17 protein-coding genes and 1 pseudogene are annotated in these 18,259 nt (G+C 47.6%); 6 read left to right on the top strand and 12 right to left on the bottom strand.

From position 1 onward, the window contains the following. Positions 1-141 precede the first annotated feature (141 nt). Positions 142-963, bottom strand: coding sequence for a peptidylprolyl isomerase (locus LEPBO_RS38725; RefSeq protein WP_017291322.1), 822 nt, complete (start codon positions 961-963; stop codon positions 142-144). 239 nt (positions 964-1,202) lie between these two features. Beyond that, entirely contained in the window at positions 1,203-3,110 is a 1,908-nt protein-coding gene (locus tag LEPBO_RS0130100) for an acetate--CoA ligase family protein (RefSeq protein WP_017291321.1), read from the bottom strand. A gap of 144 nt (positions 3,111-3,254) precedes the next feature. On the opposite strand from LEPBO_RS0130100, the gene LEPBO_RS38720 reads away from it, so the two are divergent. Together LEPBO_RS38720 and LEPBO_RS0130090 are read left to right on the top strand one after the other, a co-directional pair. Continuing rightward, positions 3,255-3,524, top strand: coding sequence for a hypothetical protein (locus LEPBO_RS38720; RefSeq protein WP_017291320.1), 270 nt, complete (start codon positions 3,255-3,257; stop codon positions 3,522-3,524). 88 nt (positions 3,525-3,612) lie between these two features. Further along, positions 3,613-4,464, top strand: a complete 852-nt coding sequence (locus LEPBO_RS0130090; RefSeq protein WP_017291319.1) for a cyanophycinase — start codon at positions 3,613-3,615, stop codon at positions 4,462-4,464. A 37-nt stretch (positions 4,465-4,501) separates the two neighbouring features. On the opposite strand, the gene LEPBO_RS38715 is transcribed toward LEPBO_RS0130090, so the two are convergent. The 10 genes and pseudogenes from LEPBO_RS38715 to LEPBO_RS0130040 all read right to left on the bottom strand — a co-directional run bounded on the left by LEPBO_RS38715 (position 4,502) and on the right by LEPBO_RS0130040 (position 13,599). Beyond that, on the bottom strand, positions 4,502-4,744 hold the full coding sequence (locus LEPBO_RS38715) for a hypothetical protein (protein ID WP_017291318.1): 243 nt from the start codon (positions 4,742-4,744) through the stop codon (positions 4,502-4,504). A 91-nt stretch (positions 4,745-4,835) separates the two neighbouring features. Continuing rightward, positions 4,836-7,460 (bottom strand): ATP-dependent chaperone ClpB, encoded by a 2,625-nt coding sequence (gene clpB, locus LEPBO_RS0130080; RefSeq protein ID WP_017291317.1) that lies wholly within the window; start codon positions 7,458-7,460, stop codon positions 4,836-4,838. Positions 7,461-7,663: 203 nt separating this feature from the next. Further along, complete coding sequence (locus LEPBO_RS41310) at positions 7,664-8,560, bottom strand: hypothetical protein (RefSeq protein ID WP_017291316.1); 897 nt, start codon at positions 8,558-8,560, stop codon at positions 7,664-7,666. Positions 8,561-8,649: 89 nt separating this feature from the next. Beyond that, the gene (locus LEPBO_RS0130070; RefSeq protein WP_017291315.1) at positions 8,650-8,808 is read right to left on the bottom strand and encodes a PCP reductase family protein; all 159 of its coding nucleotides are present in this window, start codon (positions 8,806-8,808) and stop codon (positions 8,650-8,652) included. 174 nt (positions 8,809-8,982) lie between these two features. Next, entirely contained in the window at positions 8,983-11,154 is a 2,172-nt protein-coding gene (locus LEPBO_RS43075) for a tetratricopeptide repeat protein (RefSeq protein ID WP_017291314.1), read from the bottom strand. Positions 11,155-11,229: 75 nt separating this feature from the next. Then, positions 11,230-11,691, bottom strand: a complete 462-nt coding sequence (locus LEPBO_RS38705) for a hypothetical protein (protein WP_017291313.1) — start codon at positions 11,689-11,691, stop codon at positions 11,230-11,232. Between the two features lie 36 nt (positions 11,692-11,727). Continuing rightward, positions 11,728-11,910, bottom strand: a pseudogene (locus LEPBO_RS43710) (DUF4351 domain-containing protein); the annotation flags it as partial. Between the two features lie 172 nt (positions 11,911-12,082). After that, positions 12,083-12,733: a hypothetical protein gene (locus LEPBO_RS0130050; protein ID WP_017291311.1), complete on the bottom strand. Its 651-nt coding sequence runs from the start codon at positions 12,731-12,733 to the stop codon at positions 12,083-12,085. Continuing rightward, complete coding sequence (gene secG, locus LEPBO_RS0130045; protein ID WP_263970843.1) at positions 12,718-13,026, bottom strand: preprotein translocase subunit SecG; 309 nt, start codon at positions 13,024-13,026, stop codon at positions 12,718-12,720. Before secG ends, LEPBO_RS0130050 begins: the two co-directional genes overlap by 16 nt. A gap of 3 nt (positions 13,027-13,029) precedes the next feature. Beyond that, on the bottom strand, positions 13,030-13,599 hold the full coding sequence (locus LEPBO_RS0130040) for a hypothetical protein (protein ID WP_017291309.1): 570 nt from the start codon (positions 13,597-13,599) through the stop codon (positions 13,030-13,032). Positions 13,600-13,949: 350 nt separating this feature from the next. On the opposite strand from LEPBO_RS0130040, the gene LEPBO_RS0130035 reads away from it, so the two are divergent. From LEPBO_RS0130035 to LEPBO_RS0130020, 4 genes are all read left to right on the top strand, one after another. Then, complete coding sequence (locus tag LEPBO_RS0130035) at positions 13,950-14,615, top strand: hypothetical protein (RefSeq protein WP_017291308.1); 666 nt, start codon at positions 13,950-13,952, stop codon at positions 14,613-14,615. A gap of 129 nt (positions 14,616-14,744) precedes the next feature. Next, positions 14,745-15,071 carry a hypothetical protein gene (locus tag LEPBO_RS38700; RefSeq protein WP_017291307.1) on the top strand — a complete coding sequence of 109 codons (327 nt, stop codon included), beginning with the start codon at positions 14,745-14,747 and terminating at the stop codon, positions 15,069-15,071. Positions 15,072-15,267: 196 nt separating this feature from the next. Beyond that, on the top strand, positions 15,268-16,938 hold the full coding sequence (locus tag LEPBO_RS0130025) for a transglutaminase-like domain-containing protein (RefSeq protein ID WP_017291306.1): 1,671 nt from the start codon (positions 15,268-15,270) through the stop codon (positions 16,936-16,938). 160 nt (positions 16,939-17,098) lie between these two features. Further along, the gene (locus LEPBO_RS0130020) at positions 17,099-18,223 is read left to right on the top strand and encodes a glycosyltransferase (protein WP_017291305.1); all 1,125 of its coding nucleotides are present in this window, start codon (positions 17,099-17,101) and stop codon (positions 18,221-18,223) included. Positions 18,224-18,259 lie beyond the last annotated feature (36 nt).

Raw genomic sequence — 18,259 nt, 5'->3', positions numbered from 1 at the left:
TGAATTGGATTGGGCTGTTCTCAACCAGAATGCCTATGTTATGAAGGTATTCTGTGCTTTTCAAAGTTTCTCAGTATGCGAGATTGAGGGGCAAAAGTCTGAGGCATTGGCAGAGCTATTCACCCCTACACACCTGATCAACTACATTGTCGCTACCAGTTCCCGTTCTTCTGTCTCAACGGCAGAAGCCTCAGCCAGTTGAGATCCTCCCAATCGAACAGATAACTGCTGGATCTGATCAGCAACCCATTGTTCAAACAGCTGATTTTGTAGCGCAAGCTTTAATTCACCTTCCAAGACAGCAGGAACGACTGCTTCGATGCGGAACACACACCAGCGCTGCTCAACTTCGATTGCGCCCACGGTATCGCCAGCTTGCTTTTGTGCGATCGCGGTTCTGAGGTCTTCAGGCAACTGAGCCAGCGAAAAAGCCCGTCTAACCAAGCTCACTTGCGGCTCTTCTGCTAAAGCATACTCTCTCGCAACTTTCTCAAAACCACCTTCTTGTTCGATTTTGCGCTGAATTTCTTCAGCAATCTCTTGGCTCGAAGCGATCATGTAATAAAGTTCGACCTGATCCAATGCGAGCTTCTGCTGATCAAACAATGCCTGCAAATTTGGCTCTGCGATCAATGCTTTCAGCTTGTCCACTTTCAGCCCAATCACAAACCGACTTCTCAATACTGCGAAGTCGATGCCTTGATTGATCAACCATTGCTCAAAGACATCTGCATCAGACAATTGATTGTTGATTCGGAAATTAATGACTGCTTGATCTACCTCAGATTCAAGAATATTCAAGTCGTTGCGAGATTGAATCGTTTGAAAAACAATATGCTGTTCAAGAATGTCTCTAATCCAAGGCATCAGTTTTCCAGAGAGTTGAAAGTACTGAAGTACCGTGCCAAGAGAAAGGGATTGGTTGTCGATCGTCAACAGGGAGATTTGCTCAAAGTCTGACATTGGGTAATTCCTGAGAAGTAATATAACCAGTTGTGACCCTCTAAAAGTAGGGACACACTAGTTAAACGGGGCAACGTCGCTCATGCAAACCAGTAAATTTAGTAAGCACACTAACTTACCAGCTTGCTTCTTTTACGTGCCAATTAACACATAAATTCCACAAGAATCACCCAGTAAAATTACTTAATTCAGAAGAATTCTCTAGAGAACCGATATCTGTCTCTTCAAAGGCATCAGTTTTACAAGATCATTGCCGCGATTGCTTCTAGGTAAACCTGATCGAACGATTCACTTAAAGCATATTGTTCAATCAATCCTTGATATTGAGTTGAAACTTTACTGCCTTGCTTAATCACAACTTTTGCATCTTCAAAAATATTTTTTGCCAACATCATTTCGATCTCTGTTGGATCATTCAGCACAACAAGATTGCTCTTTTCATAAAACATGCCAGAGCGATCGAGAATGGATTCAGGATATTCAGTAATCAGTAAATCTAACTTAGGATTTCTCAGTAGATTCTGAATGTTGGTGTTGTAGTCTGGATGCAGTGGCTTTTCAGAGTGATTGATCAAAATACCATCTTGGCAAGCGGCTCCAATTGTCCAATGTGGATAATGTCGAAGAATGTAAGCGATCGCAGTTTGCAAATCTGAAAGAGTAACGCGATTGAAGGTGATGATCGGAATTCGAGCTTCTGCACTTGAGTGAAAGAAGGTTTTCAAAATATGAGAAGTCACATCGACTCGATTGCCGATCGCAGGTTTTAAGTGCATAAAAATTCCAGGAGCCGCATTGATCTCAATGATGGCAAAGTTTCCTTCTTTCCAAGAGCGGCTGAGATCGCGGGTCATGATATCAATGCCGAGGCAAGTCAAGCGAAAATGTTGAGCGACATCCTGAGCTAGCACAATGTTATCGGGATGAATGTTCGGTGTTGCATCAATGCTCAGTCCACCAGCAGAGAGATTCGCGACTTTGCGCAAGAAGATTGTGCGATCGCGCTCTAGTACTGTCTCAATTGATAAATCCTGCTCAGCTAGATAGCGGTGCATCGCGTCATCGACATGAATCTTACCCATCGGCGAAGTTGGGGTATCGCTGCGTTCAGGAGAGCGATTCGCTCGGTTGATCAATTCCTCGATCGTAGACATTCCATCTCCGACTACCGAAGCAGGTTCGCGCTTCGTCGCAGCAATGAACTTTCCATCCACACACAACAATCGAAAATCATCGCCTTCAATACTCTGTTCAATAATGATCCGAATCGATTGTTCTGGTTCAACAGCTTCTACTGCTCGATCGAATGCGGCTTCTAGATCTTCATCGGATTGGATATTTGCTGTCACGCCGATGCCTTTATGTCCGACCACAGGCTTTACCGCGACTGGATAACCGATGCGATCAACTGCGTTGAGTGCTTCATTGAAGCTCGAAACAATCCGACCTTTTGGCACAGGAAATCCTAAGGTTTGCAAGAACGCTTTGCAGTCATCTTTGCGTGTCGTGAAGTCTGAATCGAGATGACTATCCCGCTCGAAAGTTGTGGCAATGCCTCTGACTTGCTTTCGCCCGTAGCCATACTGCATCAACCCTTCATCCCACAGATAGAAAGTGGGAATGCCTAGCTCTCTAGCCGATTTGAGTAAAGCATAAACCGTAGGGCCACCATACACCGATCGCCGAAACTGCGCCTGCAACACTTCGATGTGATCTGCGATCGCAAAGTCTTGTCCTTGAGTCATCGCTTCAAACCAATCCCAAACTGAAAAGATCAGTTCTCGACTGGTTCGAGCATGTAGCGTTTCGACTGCAATACGATCGAACTGTGGATAAGCCGTGACACTCCAGTGCTGCAAATGCAGATCCATCTCCAGTGCACTCACTTTCGCGACGGTCTGGGCAAACAGATCAGCATGAGAAGTAAACGTTTTTTCTCGGAAATCAGGATAGCGATCGCTCACAATCTTGGCATACTGCTCGACGGGCAGCGCATTCTGATTTTTCGTCAGCGTAAAATCGAACACGATGGCAGCCATCGACAAATAGGGATTTGCACCAACGTAAGCACGAATATTAAAAATATCAAACGCATCAGTTTTTCTCGCATTGACGCGGTTGAGTTCGGAGATGCGATCGACAACCATAATTTCACAAGATATTTGTACCTTGAGACTCTACAGAAATCGAAGCGTAAGCTGCGTCTATCCCAAAGAGTAAAACTCAAGCTAGGTGTCAAAAGATTCTGACCTGTATTACAACTCAGACTAAATCAAGTAAAGACTGACATTATGGATACTAATTTACGTGAAGAAGTTCATACCTTAGCGGAAGAAGCATTTCACCTGCACTTAATTTCCGGCTATGGCGATGGTGAATATGACAACGAGTACCAGATTGTTTACAAAGGCAAACCTCGCCATCTTCCTTTAGAAAGAGCAAAGGCGTTTTTGACTGATTTAATTCAGCCTGAAGTCAAGAGCTTTAATCAGTTTCGTCTGGGTTGGATGTTGCTACTTGAAAGCTATCGACGACGATCGAAAGATTCGCGGGCGCTCTAATTTTTGTATCGAAATCTACCGTTCGGTTGTGATGGAGTGATAACCAAATATGGTTCAGTAACATCAAACTCTTATATTGGAGATGGTTATGGTAAGTCAGATTGAAACGCCTGCTCAGGATGACCCTCAAGAGAATGTCGCTTTACCTGAGACGCATGGTGAACTTGTCATTATTGGTGGAGCCGAGGATAAAGAGGGAGAGTGTAAGATTCTGCGGGAATTTGTGCGGCGATCAGGTGGACTTGATGCGCATATTGTTGTGATGACGGTTGCGACGGGCTTACCAGGTGAAGTTGGCGCGCAGTACATTGACATTTTTGAGCGATTAGGCGCAAAAGACGTTCAGGTTGTCGATACGGGCAAGCGTGAGGATGCGAGTGATCCAAGAGCGATCGAAGCTATCTCTCAATCGACCGGGGTGTTCTTCACGGGGGGAAACCAAGCTCGAATTACAGAATGCTTGAAAGATACAGAGCTAGAAGCTGTTTTGCACAGGCGCTTTTCTGAAGGCATTGTAATTGCTGGAACGAGTGCAGGTGCAGCGATGATGCCCGATATGATGATTGTCGAGGGTGAAGGCGAAACGAATCCTCGACGCGAGGTCGCTCGCATGGATCGGGGCATGGGCTTTTTGCCGAATGTGATTATTGATCAGCATTTCGCACAACGCGGACGACTGGGACGATTACTTTCTGCTTTAGCACAGCAGCCTGCTAGCTTAGGCTTTGGGATTGATGAGAATACTGCGATCTCAATCAATGGCAAAATCTTAGAAGTCATTGGTGAAGGTGCAGTAACGATCGTGGATGAATCAACGGTCACGCACAACAATATGGCTGAACTGTTGCATGACGAAGCTTTAGCGCTGTGTGGTGCAAAGTTGCATATTTTGCCACACGGGTATAAGTTCGATTTGGAACAGCGATCGCCGATTCTCTAGTTGATTCTTCAGGGTTTGATTTGGGCAGACGGGCATTCTAGAAGCATTGGTTTTTACCAAAACACTTAGAATAAAAGCCACAAATCTCGTGAGTTCGTCTCTCACGTCTGAAGATCAAAAAGAGGTGATAGCTACGATCGCGCTGATCAAATCCAATTGGAATCGTTTCAGGAAAGACAACCATGACTTCAACCTCTGCTCCAACAGAACCGTCAGGAACTTCAATCTCAATTCTGTTTCCAGGTAGCACTTTGGCTCTGATTCGGACGGCTGCTTGCATGATGGCTTTTTTCGGTCAACGATGCCTCAATTTGAATTTCATTTGCTTCTAAAGCAATGAAGGGGTGAGAGAAGTCTCACCCCTTCATTGCCTATTGCGTGGTCAACACTTCAGAAGGCAAGCGTTTGAATTCTAAGCGCTCCGTTTCACCGACATCGACGAAGATAGTATCGCCTTCAGTGAAGTTGCTGCGTAGAATTTCTTTGGCGATCGTTGTTTCCAACTCCCGCTGAATTGCCCGCTTCAGTGGACGTGCTCCGTAAACTGGATCAAAGCCTACTTCTGCTAAGAAATCGAGTGCTGCATCGGAGAGCTTCAGGGACATCTTCCGCTCTGCTAAGCGACTTTCTAAGCGATGCGTTTGAATCTTGACGATCTCGCGGAGTTGAGCCTTTTGCAGACTGTGGAAGATGATGATCTCATCAATCCGGTTCAAGAACTCAGGACGGAAGTTCGATCGCATTGCTTCCATCACTCTCGATCGCATTTCCTCATAGCGATCGTCATCACCACCGTATTCAAAGATGTACTGCGAACCGATGTTCGAGGTCATGATGATAATTGTGTTCTTGAAGTCTACGGTGCGACCTTGGGAGTCTGTCACGCGACCATCATCGAGAATTTGCAGCATCACATTGAAGACATCGGGATGGGCTTTCTCGATTTCATCAAACAGAATCACCGAGTAAGGACGACGACGAACCGCTTCCGTGAGTTGTCCGCCTTCTTCATAGCCGACATATCCAGGAGGCGCACCAATTAAGCGAGAAACAGAATGCTTCTCCATGTATTCGGACATGTCGATCCGAACCATTGCTTCTTCGGTGTCGAATAAGAAAGCAGCGAGTGCTTTTGCAAGCTCAGTTTTACCAACTCCTGTTGGTCCTAAGAAAATGAAGCTAGCCGTTGGACGATTTGGATCAGAAAGTCCGGCTCTCGATCGCTGAATTGCATCGGAAACTGCCGTCACCGCTTCGTCTTGTCCAATCACGCGCTGATGTAAAACATCGTCAAGCTGCAAGAGCTTTTGCATTTCAGATTCAACGAGTTTACTAACGGGGATACCCGTCCATTTGGAAATGATTTCAGCAATGTCTGATTCAAGAACTTCTTCACGGAGCAGCGTCGCTCCCGATTTCTGAGTTTGAGACAGTTGGGATTCCGTTTCTTCAACTTTACGATTGAGTTCGTTGAGCTTGCCGTACTTCAGTTCAGCCGCGCGGTTGAGATCGTAATCGCGTTCGGCTTGCTGGATTTCAAGGTTGACTCGATCGATTTCTTCTTTGAGCTTCTGAAGATCTGTGATGACGCTTTTCTCGGCTTGCCATTGAGCATTTAACTTGGACTGATCTTCTTTGAAATCGGCAAGTTCACGCTCTAATCGTTCTAAGCGATCGCGAGATCCTGCATCGTTCTCTTTCTGCAACGAAAGTCGTTCCATCTCAAGCTGGAGAACTTTACGATCGACTTCATCGAGTTCTTCTGGCTTCGACGTAATCTCCATTTTGAGTTTGGCAGCCGCTTCGTCTACGAGGTCGATCGCTTTGTCGGGAAGGAAGCGATCGCTGATATATCGAGTCGAAAGGGTTGCAGCAGCAACTAACGCAGAGTCGGAGATTTTCACCCCGTGGTGAACTTCGTACCGCTCTTTTAGTCCGCGCAGAATCGAGATCGTGTCTTCAACACTCGGCTGATCGACGAAGACTTGCTGGAAGCGCCGCTCTAAGGCTGCATCTTTCTCGATGTATTTGCGATATTCGTCTAAGGTCGTTGCACCGATACAGCGCAACTCGCCTCGTGCCAGCATCGGCTTCAGCAGGTTTCCGGCATCCATCGCGCCTTGAGTTGCACCTGCACCAACCACGGTATGAATTTCGTCGATAAACAGAATGATGTTGCCACGAGAATCGGTGACTTCTTTGAGAACGGCTTTCAAGCGTTCCTCAAATTCGCCTCGGTATTTTGCACCTGCAATCAGTGCGCCCATATCTAGGGCGATCAGTTTGCGGTCTTTTAGGGATTGCGGGACATCTCCACTGAGAATTCGCTGAGCAAGACCTTCAGCGATCGCGGTTTTACCAACACCGGGTTCACCGATCAAAACCGGATTGTTTTTGGTGCGACGGGACAAGATCTGGATCGTGCGTCGGATTTCGTCGTCTCGTCCAATGACCGGATCGAGTTTCCCTTCGCGAGCATACTGGGTCAAATCACGCCCGTATTTTTCTAGGGATTCGTATTTGTTTTCAGGAGTCTGGTCGGTCACTTTTTGATTTCCCCGAACTTGTTCGATCGCGTTTCTTAATTTTGCTTCATCGATTCTAAATTCTGACAGCAATGCTTTTCCGAACCGACTATCTTGGGCGTAACCTAGCAAAAGATGTTCGATCGAGATAAAGCTGTCCTCGAATTGCTTGCGATATTCTTCAGCCCGATCGAGCAAGGCATCGGCGCTGCGTCCCCAGTATACCGAGGTTCCACTTCCAGAAACTTTGGGCTGACGACGAATAAAATCATCGGTACGATCGCGCACTCGATCGACGGGGACAGCGAGTTTGTTGAAGATGCTGATTGCTAAGCCATCTTGTTCGAGCAGAGCTTTCATCAGATGCTCCGTCTCGATCTGCTGTTGTTGCGCCTGTTTTACAATCTCTTGAGTTCGGATGATTGCTTCCCAGACTTTTTCGGTAAATTTTTCTGAGTTGGTCGGCTGCATCGTGTTCCCCCTTCTATGTCGATCGTGCTATCGCTATTGTAGAGAAGGGATGGAATCTGGAGAGATCGGAGTACCGTCCTTTGGCGATAGAAATAGCCGAAGTGTTTGGTTCGACTTTGTTTCGAGCCTGATAGGTGAAGTGGGGAGTGGGGAGTAGGGAAGTGTTTCCTTAGTCGCTCTTCCTATTTTCTACCCCCTATTCTTTAGTATTTTCGCCAGTTTGGATCGATTTGAGTCAGCAGGGATTCTGCTGTGGCGCGAGGGACATCGTACTCTGATAAGTCTCTTAGACTCATTGCACCGCCGCCCGATGTGAGAACTTTCCAAGTTTCGTTCTCTTTTCTCAACAGCATCATGCCGCCTGCTTCGCCTTGTTGCCATTGAATGAGAGCAGTGTTTTCGACGATCGCGGTTTTCTCGATCGTTGCTTTGACAGATCCAGGAGTATTGAGGTGCTGAAGGGCGGTTTGCTCCATAGATTGTGGCTTTGAAGTGCCTGATGGTTGACTTGCGTCTGGATCAAACTGTTCAGAAATTGTCATTAACTGATCTCTCGCACCGAGTTCTAACTGATTCCAGCGAGCTTCATCGGTGATGACATTGATTTGTCGGTTTCCGACAAGTTCAACGATCGTCTTTTTGTCTTCTGGGAGCAGAACGACGATTTCGTCAGAATGGAAGTACCGAATTGCGTAAATATCGCCCTGCTCATTTAGCCAATACCCCGCGCCATCGCCTTCGTTCTTTAGAGATGAAGAGGCAGAAACAATGCGGGTGACTCCCTGGGTGTCAGTCATGCTGCAAAGGGTGTAGCGCATATTCCCGACCACTTTCTCCTGCTGTTTACAGGCTTTTTGGGTGAGCCGTTCAAACTCTGTATAAATCGCCTCTGCACTGGGTTGAGTCGGCGAGGGGTTTGCTTGGCTTGAGGATGCCTCGGCTTGTTGGGGTTGCGAGGATGGCTTTTGAGGAGATGCGGAAGCGGGCTGGATAGGAGTGCTAGATAAACTTGCAGTGTTGGGTTGCCCACAGGCTAGTAAACCGAAACTGAATGCAATTAGTCCGCTCAATTTGGAGAGTACAGCTATTCTTGTGGGCATGGATGTGCTTTGTGATTAGATTGCTGAGTGAGTATACCCCGCAGAGTCTAAGAATCACTTTATACTTCGGTGTAGTTCGACGATCGAGCTTAGTTGCCGAACTGTTGTTTAGCTCGATCGTAGATTTCGACGGTAATTTGAGTTGCTCCCATTTCTTGAGCAAGTTTTTCGATTTTCTTGCGGGCTGCGGGTCGCACGAAGAAGGGGATTTCTTTGAGTTTTGCTTCTGCTTCGGCTGTCCATTCCATCGTTCAGAGTCCTCACACCTGGGTTGTGTCTCAATTGTGTGTTCCTATTTTATCCGTTGAATCTGTAGGGAAGCCGATTTGCAATCAAACCCCTCCAAAATCTCCAAACCCATTCCCCCACCTAATCCGTTCCCCCATCTCCCCATCTCCCCACTCCCCCACTCCCCACTCCCTCTACCGAGTCGATCGAATCCCAAAGCAACCCAGCAGAAAGCGAATGAATCGGCGCAGGGGACGCAAGAGGCGACGGAAGGCAGAGCGTGAGGAAGTTGTCGGGGGGATGGATTGCTGTTGCTGGCGAAGGTAGGCGAGATTGTTGCGGACGATTTGGGTGTCGGGGTGATTGGCTCCTAAGAATTTCTCGCAGAGTTGGAGGGCTTGCTGGTAGTAGATTTCAGCTTGCTCTAGCTTTCCTTGTGCTTTGTAGAGTCCTGCGAGATTGTTGAGGCTCTTTGCCACATCGGGATGGTCGCCCTCAAAGAGGCGTTTTCGCATATCGAGAGCTTGGAGATAGAGGGGTTCCGCCTCACTCAATTGTCCTTGTGCTTTGTAGAGCAATGCGAGATTGTTGAGGCTCCTTGCCACATCGGGATGGTCGCCCTCAAAGAGGCGTTTTCGCATATCGAGAGCTTGGAGATAGAGGGGTTCCGCCTCACTCAATCGTCCTTGTGTTTGGTAGAGCAATGCGAGATTGTTGAGGCTCCTTGCCACATCGGGATGGTCGCCCTCAAAGAGTCGTTGTGTCATTTGGAGAGCTTGGAGATAGAGGGGTTCCGCCTCACTCAATCGTCCTTGTGTTTGGTAGAGCAATGCGAGATTGTTGAGGCTCCTTGCCACATCGGGATGGTCGCCCTCAAAGAGTCGTTGTGTCATTTGGAGAGCTTGGAGATAGAGGGGTTCCGCCTCACTCAATCGTCCTTGTGCTTTGTAGAGGTAAGCGAGATTGTTGAGGCTGAGTGCGATATTGGGATGGTCGCCCTCAAAGAGTCGTTGTGTCATTTGGAGAGCTTGGAGATAGAGGGGTTCCGCCTCACTCAATCGTCCTTGTGAGTCGTAGAGTGCTGCGAGATTGTTGAGGCTGAGGGCGACCATCCCAAGGTCGCCCTCAAACAGGCGTTGGGTGACAGCTAAACAGTCTGCGTATTGTGATTCTGCATCTCTAAAGAGTGCCTGTCCTTCATAGAATCGTGCGAGTCCGACGAATGCCCATAGCAGATCATCCTCTTCTAACTCTGCTATGTGTCGCTTTGAAATTTCTTGAACGTGCAATTCTAGACCCTTAAACTGATTCACCTGTTTCGTCGTCGGGTTATCCGGCATTGTTTTCGCGATCGCGATCATCTCTTTCACAAACGCCGATCGAATCTCCTCCTCCTCCGGCTGATCACGCAAGAAACTCTGAATCAATGGATGCAACCGACAATCCCCAATGCGCTCCGGCTCAAATTCCACCAGCGACGCATTCTCTAGCCGCGCCTTCCATTTCCCAAATCGATACTCCTCCCCCTCCACCCGTTGCATCACCCGTTCCGCCAACTCCCACGGCACCCAATCCAACCCGAAATAACTCAACAACCGCGCCACCCGTTTCCCTTCCGGCTCGATCGTCTCCCAAGTCAAATCAAACGCCGCTCTCACCCCCAACTCCGCCGCCATCTCATACTGCGGCGATCGCTCAAGCACCTCGTCCCGCACCCCATTCGACCTCAACCGCTCCCAAATCTCCGAGAGCGTCAAATGTCGATCGTGCCGCAAATAAGATCCAACCAGCTCGATCGCAAGCGGCAAATTGCCCAATCCCGCACAAATCCGATCAGCAAATGCTCGATCGTCCTCAACCCGTCCCACCTCCTCCAATGCCGCCAACAGCGATCGCGACTGCTCCGGTTCCAGCCGCTTCAACGCGATCGTATGCTGCTGCGGTAAAAGATCGCGCTGTCTCGTCGTCACCAGCACCCGAAAGCGGCTCTCCACAGGCATCAGCGATCGTACCTCTGCCCAGTCCGCCACATCATCTACCACAATCAGCGTCGGCTCTTTCGGCAACCAATGATCCCAACACCACTTCGCGATCGCTGCCGACTCCTGCAATCGCTCTTTCGCCGCATCCAATCCAGGTAAATGCAGATCGAATTCTGCCTTGTAAATGATCTGAACCGCTAAATTACTGGCGCGACCATTCAGCCAATAGATTCCCCCCGGATACTTCGCCTTGTTCTCCGTCGCATACTTCGCCGCCAATTGCGTCTTGCCCAATCCGCCCATTCCGCTCACAACCGCGATCGCCGCAGACGAAGACGATCGCAAAATCTCCTGCAATCGAACAAGCTCATCCTCCCGTCCCACAAAATTCGGCGAGACGCGATAGGGAATTTCAAAAGACGGCGTTACTTTGTCGGAACCGCGATCCGACGAATTCAGTCAATCCTTGCCGTAATTGAAATTAATGCTGGCATTCTCTCCCGCCTGAATCACAGGTGCAGTCGAATCATTCACCTGCAAGCCTTGTCCACCGTAAATATTTTGAATGTTTTTCCCTTCAATTCTGCCAATGTTGATAATCTGTTCTGCCATTTGCCGCACCTGAGCCGCAAACTCCTGATCCTCAACCATTGCCACATTCAAATAAGCCCCAACCGTTTTCAATGCTTGCTCATCGCCACTTTCCGCTAATGCGATCGCTTGTTCCGCCGTTGCATTTCCCTGCAATTTTTTGACCACGATCGACTTCAATTCCCCTGCTTTCTTCAATCCCGCCTCAAGCATCTTCTCGCCGAGCTTTCCAACGATCGACTCAATAAACTTCTTTCCAGGTTCAGACTGAGCAAAATGACTCAAGAAAGCAAACGCAGCAATACCGAGAGCGCTGAATGGTTCAGTCATACAGATTTTCCGGATAGGGGCTGTATCTTTTCTACTCTAAGAATGAAAGTCGTTCCGAAAAATCTCAGAATTTCTGTAGATAAAGAGAATGATGCGATCTTCGCTGAGATCTTGGAGGATTGGAAGTGAAAGCGTAGTCAACCGCGATCGCACTTCTTCAGGCAATTCTTGTTGCAATCGACGATTCAACATCCGTGTGATTAGAGCGATCGCTTGCTCCTCTTTAGCTTCTCAAATCGCACGAGGTTCTTCAGACAAATTGATTCCTATCATCGTTCTAATCTCCAAGAGGCTTAAGGCTGAAAACTTGTATGCAATGATCGAGGTGACTACATCTATAATCACTTCTCAATCATTTTTCTTTCTCAACCGCGATCGCTCAAACCCTCTCCTACCAACCCAATCGAGTCGGCTGCTCATACACCCGTTTCAACGTATTTACATCTCTCGGTGAAATAGTTGGTGGCGTGCGCACCTGCGAAAAATACATTACATCGGTTTCTAGAGGGCTATGTCCCCAAATTCCTAAAGCATGACCCAACTCATGCCGCGCTGCTAGCAATAAAGAATCATTTGGACGATTGGGCTGAATCCGAATTTTCATCCGATGCCGCAAAACAGAGTTTTGTTTGTAAAGCTCGAACCGAGCATCCGCAAATCGAACTCGCTCCGTTGGAGGAAACCGGAGCGGAATAGAAGCACGATCGAACACAATTCCCGCTTCTTCCCTTTGCTCGGTCAACTCTAAGGGAAAATAAGCTTTCCACTCATTCACAGCCTGGATCATCAACTTTGCCCAAGTCGCATCTCCAGATTGGACATACACCTTGACGGGAAATTCTGACCAAATCAAATACTCTGGCTCAGTTTTCTCAACTCGATCGAAATAATCGCCCGATCGATCAGACCACTGCGCCAAAATCGGTGGCATTGCGTGAATCTTTGGAGTCGCCTGCACCGAAATTGCCCAAAACAAAACGCATCCGATCGCGAAACAGATCGAATGCGCTTTGAACCAATTCCACTTTAACGACCGAGCCATCCGGCACTGAGAACCACCGTGATTCCCATACAAATCGTCATTAATAACCAGGTCAGACGATTCAGCGTCGTCTCTGCACTTTTGGTACTGGTAAACAGTTGCGCTTGACCGCCCAAACCGCCCAAACCATCCCCTTTCGGGCTATGCAGCAGCACCAGAATAATTGTTCCTACCGCAGAAACCATCCAAATTATCTTCAGCACTGCAATTAGCGTCATCTCAACAAATCCAATACGATCGACTCGTTTCTCATTATATGAACATTGCAGATACATTGAAGAATTTTCGGACATTCACTACTGCCCTGTATTACTTGGACTGGGGCTTGCAGTCGCTTCAGGAGTAGTCGTTGGTTCGCTCGTCGATCGCGGTTGTTCTTGACGGGCAGGCTCCTGCTGTTGAGAACTGGGCGTAGAAGGCGAGGTTTGAGGGTTAGGTCTGGGAGATTCAATTCTGACTTCTGGAGCCGGAACGACGACAGGCGCACTTTGCTGAGGTTGGGGAACCGGCACAATGCGATCGCGCTCAATCACTCGCTCGCGCACCTCTGGAGACGGAGACGGAGACGGAGATGCACTCGGAACCACAATCGTGCGTTGCGGAACCGGAGTACGATCGCGCTGGGTGACAAAATATGCCAAAGCTGCACCGCCTAAAACTAATCCGGTCAACAAGATTCCAATCAAAAAACCATTCGCCGTATTGTTTTCATCTCTGGCTTGCTGTGCGTCTTCATACCGCTGCCTTTCAACCGTTTGTCTGGACAAATCGTTACGGTTATAGCTTGGTGGATTCAGTGGGTCGTTTGAAGTCGAGCCAGGATAGTTTGTGCGATCTTGGGGATCACGAGGATTGGGATTTGCCATTTTGAATAGTCCTTAATTATTTACAGCCAAAATCACTGAGGTTGATGTCTCAGATTGGTATTCATAGATGCTCTAATGCAACCAAAATACTCAAAACGTCAAGGCAAGTCACTCTGTCTGGAGAAGTGAGCCTTGGGCTGAAAAACTCAAAGTTACGTCAACCTTTAGAAAGAGAAGCGCTCAGAGCGAATGACAAGTTCAATACAGCGGGTCGCAGGTCGCAAACTTAGACTTGCCTCAAAATCCACCTTTTGATGTCTCACCCTAATTCTTTAATCGCTGCTTCAATAGAGATATTTCTATCAGGCGATCGAGTATTCTTAGAATAATAATAAGAATTGTTAACAACAATGACCTGGAATTTTTTATTGGAACTCTTTTGGTTTGACCGATCTGTGCCGCTACGGCGAAAGCGCTCTGCCTTTGAAATCGAGGATTTACCTGGATTGTGGCGCATTCATTGGCAACTGGGCAAGACGATAATTCTTTCCACCTTTTACACTCGCATCGACCAAGCTTGTATCCTCTGGGGAGCCATTTCGACTCTCATTTTTGCCACCGCTCAATTTTTAGCGATCGACTGGCAAATTCAAGCCTTCTTATGGTCGGGATTGTCATTGGTGGGCACGCTCTCAATGGCAAAACTTTCTCAGTGTTGGCGCACGATTAAGCCCCTGAAAGATGTGATCGATGCTTGGGTCATCCTGATGCTGGTAGGAATTACTCTCACGGATTTGAGTATATTTCTAAGTTGGGGAGAACTGATGGCGCGGCTGTGCCCTCTGTGGCTAGGCATTAATGCGATCGGGTATTTGTTCACAGGTATCAGGATTCGATCGCGGGCATTTGCTTGGATCGGAGGGCTAAGTTTTTTGGCGATCGCGCTCCTGCCTTATGTGGGTGGATGGGAATTTCTGACTACGGGACTCGTTACGGGAGTGAGTGCGCTCTTGATTGCTGAGTTGCAGTGGGATTCAGGGGATGTCTGCGCTCATCTCAAACGCCTCGAAAGATAGCGAGATCTAAATATTCCTTAAGTAGTATTGGTGAAATATAAACTGTCACGTAAGATACAGAATATAACCCCGAGTTTATAGATTGCCTGGGGAATCCTCAAGCAATAGCCTTTTTAGATTATCTCTCTTATGCGTCACTCCCGGCTTACTCAATCTTATTTGTCTCCGTTTCCCAGTCTCGAAGTGCGAGAAACGGAAATCGGACGGTCTGTGAAACCCTGGACTTGTCAGACGATCGCTCAAATGAGTATTCCAAAAGCTGATGTCCTGGTTGAGAAATCGCCTGTGAAGGCGCGACGGCTTGGCATTGTCCGCCGCTCTCATTCTGTTGCAGACGCGCATCGCGTGACAATTCACCGGAATGTCACACGTCGAATGCAGGTTGCGAGAGAACGAGGCGATCAAAATCTTTTACGCGCTTTAGAAGCCGAACTGCGAGAAATGATCTCGATTTAAGCGTGAATTCAGTTTGTAGGTGAAGGTTAGCAGGTGGTATTGGAGATGATCCAATGCCACTTTTACTTTGTGAGATTAAATATTTTGTGAGATCAAAGCCGATCGCACAATTCAAAAACTCGCTGGCTGGGATACATTCGATCGCGCTCAGGTTTACTAGAATTCAGAAGTGTTAACTTATGGCATCTGTTTTTGAATGCTCGACTCTGGTACTTCAACTCCGCATTCCAACCCCCAAGCCGCTTCAGAGTGGTCTGCTCGATCAATCCGACCGATCGGGGCTTATGCGCTGCAAGGTTTAGCGACTTGGCACAATCAACTTGTGACGATGGATGCGATCCGAGGCTATTTGCTTCAGGTCAATCCCCTCAGTGACAATACAACAATTCTCAATTCCTATCACACCGAGCTATTTATCGAAGCAACAGGCTTTGCGGTCTGGGAGGATACGATTTGGTTTGCGAAAGGCAAAGAGGTTTATTCCTGTGAGTTTGGACAGTTTGAGCCGCAGTTGTTCACTGTTCTACCTTATGAAGCCGATGGAATCGGCATTTGGGAGTCAACAGTTTATATTACGAGTCAAAAACTGGGATATATTCTGATCTACGAACGTCAAACGAAACGCAAGATTACCCAATTTCCGTTGCCTGGCGTTGGAATTACAAATTTGACGGTGAGAGATGAAGAGCTTTGGCTATGCGATCGCACCGAAGAAACGGTTTATTGTCTTGATCGCGCAACGGGTGAACAGAAGTTCAGTATGCTCACTCCGTTTGAGAATCCAACTGCGATCGCGTTCTTGAATTCAACGCTGTATGTTTCCTATGCAGGTGAAGAAGCTTACATTCGTGACAATCCGAATGCTGACCCGAATTTAGAGCTGACCTATCGCGATCGAACGTTCATTCATCCCTTACATTTTCGCCATTATCCAGACGAGCGCTACACGTTATCGACTGGATATTTGGTGGAAATGTCGTACGTTGAGGAACTCCTTCCCCTCGATGACGTGGAATTAACCGATCTAGAATGGCGAATTGCATTGCCAACGGAAACGCATCGTCAAAAGATTCGCAGCGTTGAAGCGATCGGGATTCCGTTTACCGAAGATATCCAAGACGGACAAAGAGTTGCAGTCTTTCAATTTCCGAGACTCAAATCTCAGGAGCGGCAGATTTTCGGCTGGAAAGCGGTGCTAGAAGTTCGAGGTATTAAGTATCAGTTTTCGTTTGAGGATGTTGAACAGTCGCCAGAGCTTCCGCCAGAATTTCGCGATCGCTATTTAGTCGATGATGATGAATTGGCAATGGATAAGCCAGCCATTCAACAAGCTGCAAAAGAAGCGATCGGAACGGAGACCAATGTATTACGTAAAATGCTGAAGATTCGGAATTACGTTTACGATCGATTGTCTTACGGTATTAAGCCTCATATTGATTCTCCTGATGTCGTTCTTGATCGCGGAGTTGGTTCTTGCGGTGAATACGTGGGCGTGTTGCTAGCATTATCTCGTCTGAATGGAATTGCTTGCCGAACGGTTGGACGGTATAAATGTCCGCCTTTTGCCGATCGCCAAAATGTCCCGCTTGAACCTGACTACAACCATGTGTGGATTGAGTTCTATCTGCCTGGATATGGGTGGCTACCGATGGAGTCAAATCCGGATGACATTGTTGAGCGTGGACCTTATCCGACTCGATTTTTCATGGGGCTACCCTGGTATCACGCTGAGATTGGTAAAGGCATTTCTTTTGAATCGCTGAGAAGTCAAGGAATCCCGATTGGTGATTTGATGGATTTATCGATTGGGGATTTAGCATTAAATCATATTCGATTCACAATCTTGGGAGAATTGCCTCCGCCATAATTGCTGTCTTTATAGATCTGCTCAACTTGCAAAACTCTACGTGATTCAATGCCAGAATCTTCTGCGGGTTGAGCGGATCTGAGACCCAAACACCACGATAAATTGAATGTTGTATCCAAACCGATGCGATCCTTAGATCAGACGATCGCGAAACTTAAAAATGTTCTGGCTCGAAATTTTATTAACTATCCCAGTGCTAGGTTCAATGGTCTTTTACCTCGCCTGTGCCTACTTCACACTGCAATTTTTCTCAAAATCTCACTCGATCGCATCTTCCGAAGATCCTGTCTCTGTCTTGGTTCCGATTTGCGGTCTCGACGAAGGTGCATTTGAAAACTGGTCATCTCTCTGTACGCAAGACTATCCGACCTACGAAGTCTTATTCGGTGTTGTCGATGAAACCGATCCAGCCGTCCCTGTGCTCTATCGCCTCAAAGAAACCTACTCGGATCGGGTTCAAGTCTTCGTCGGACTTCCCCCACGCGGAATTAACTTCAAAGACAGTACCCTCAGCTACCTTTTAGAACAGACCCAATACGAAACTCTCATCTTTGCGGACAGCGATATCCGAGTCGCTCCAGACTATATTCGCACTGTCACTGCTCCACTCGCTCAAGTTGACGTCATCACCTGTGGCTATATCGCGCATCATCCTCAGTCTTTAACTTCCGCGATCGCGTCTCTGGGGCGCTGCTGTGACTTCATCCCGAGTACTTTAATTGCCCGTACTCTCGATCGAGGATTAAAATTTGCGATTGGCGTGACGATTGCGACTCGAAAATCTACTCTCGTCAACTTTGGCGGACTCCAACTCAACCGCATCGGCTCAGACTATAACCTCGGTAAACGGGCTGCTCAAGCTGGTTACACCGTCGAACTTTCCCACCTGATTCTCGAATCCGATACAGGAAAAGAAAGCCTTTGGGATCTCTTTCAGCGAGAATTACGTTGGTCAAGAACGATCCGCTTCAACCGAGGTAGCATTTATTACAGTATGATCTTTTGCTACGGAACAATATTGTCTCTGCTGTTGCTTTTAGTGTCGAAATTTGCAGCTTGGGCAATCGTGCTGACTGGGTTAGTCTATGTGATTCGTTATACTCAAGCAACGATCGCAGCATTCAGCATGGATGCCTCTGGGCTATTGCGTTGGTTATGGGTTCTGCCATTTCGAGATGCATTGAGTTTGGTAATTTGGGCAATCGGTGGATTTGGGCGAGAAGCCTACTGGCGTGGGCGAAAACTGCGTATTGAAGGAGATGGAATCATTCAGCAAATTGACTAAGTGCAATCCATTTGAAGCTTTCATCAAGAAGCAGGG

The organism is Leptolyngbya boryana PCC 6306, assembly GCF_000353285.1.
Lineage (GTDB): Bacteria > Cyanobacteriota > Cyanobacteriia > Leptolyngbyales > Leptolyngbyaceae > Leptolyngbya > Leptolyngbya boryana.
The sequence above is the reverse complement of the archived record's forward strand: the minus strand, read 5'-3'. Positions and strand labels throughout refer to the sequence as shown.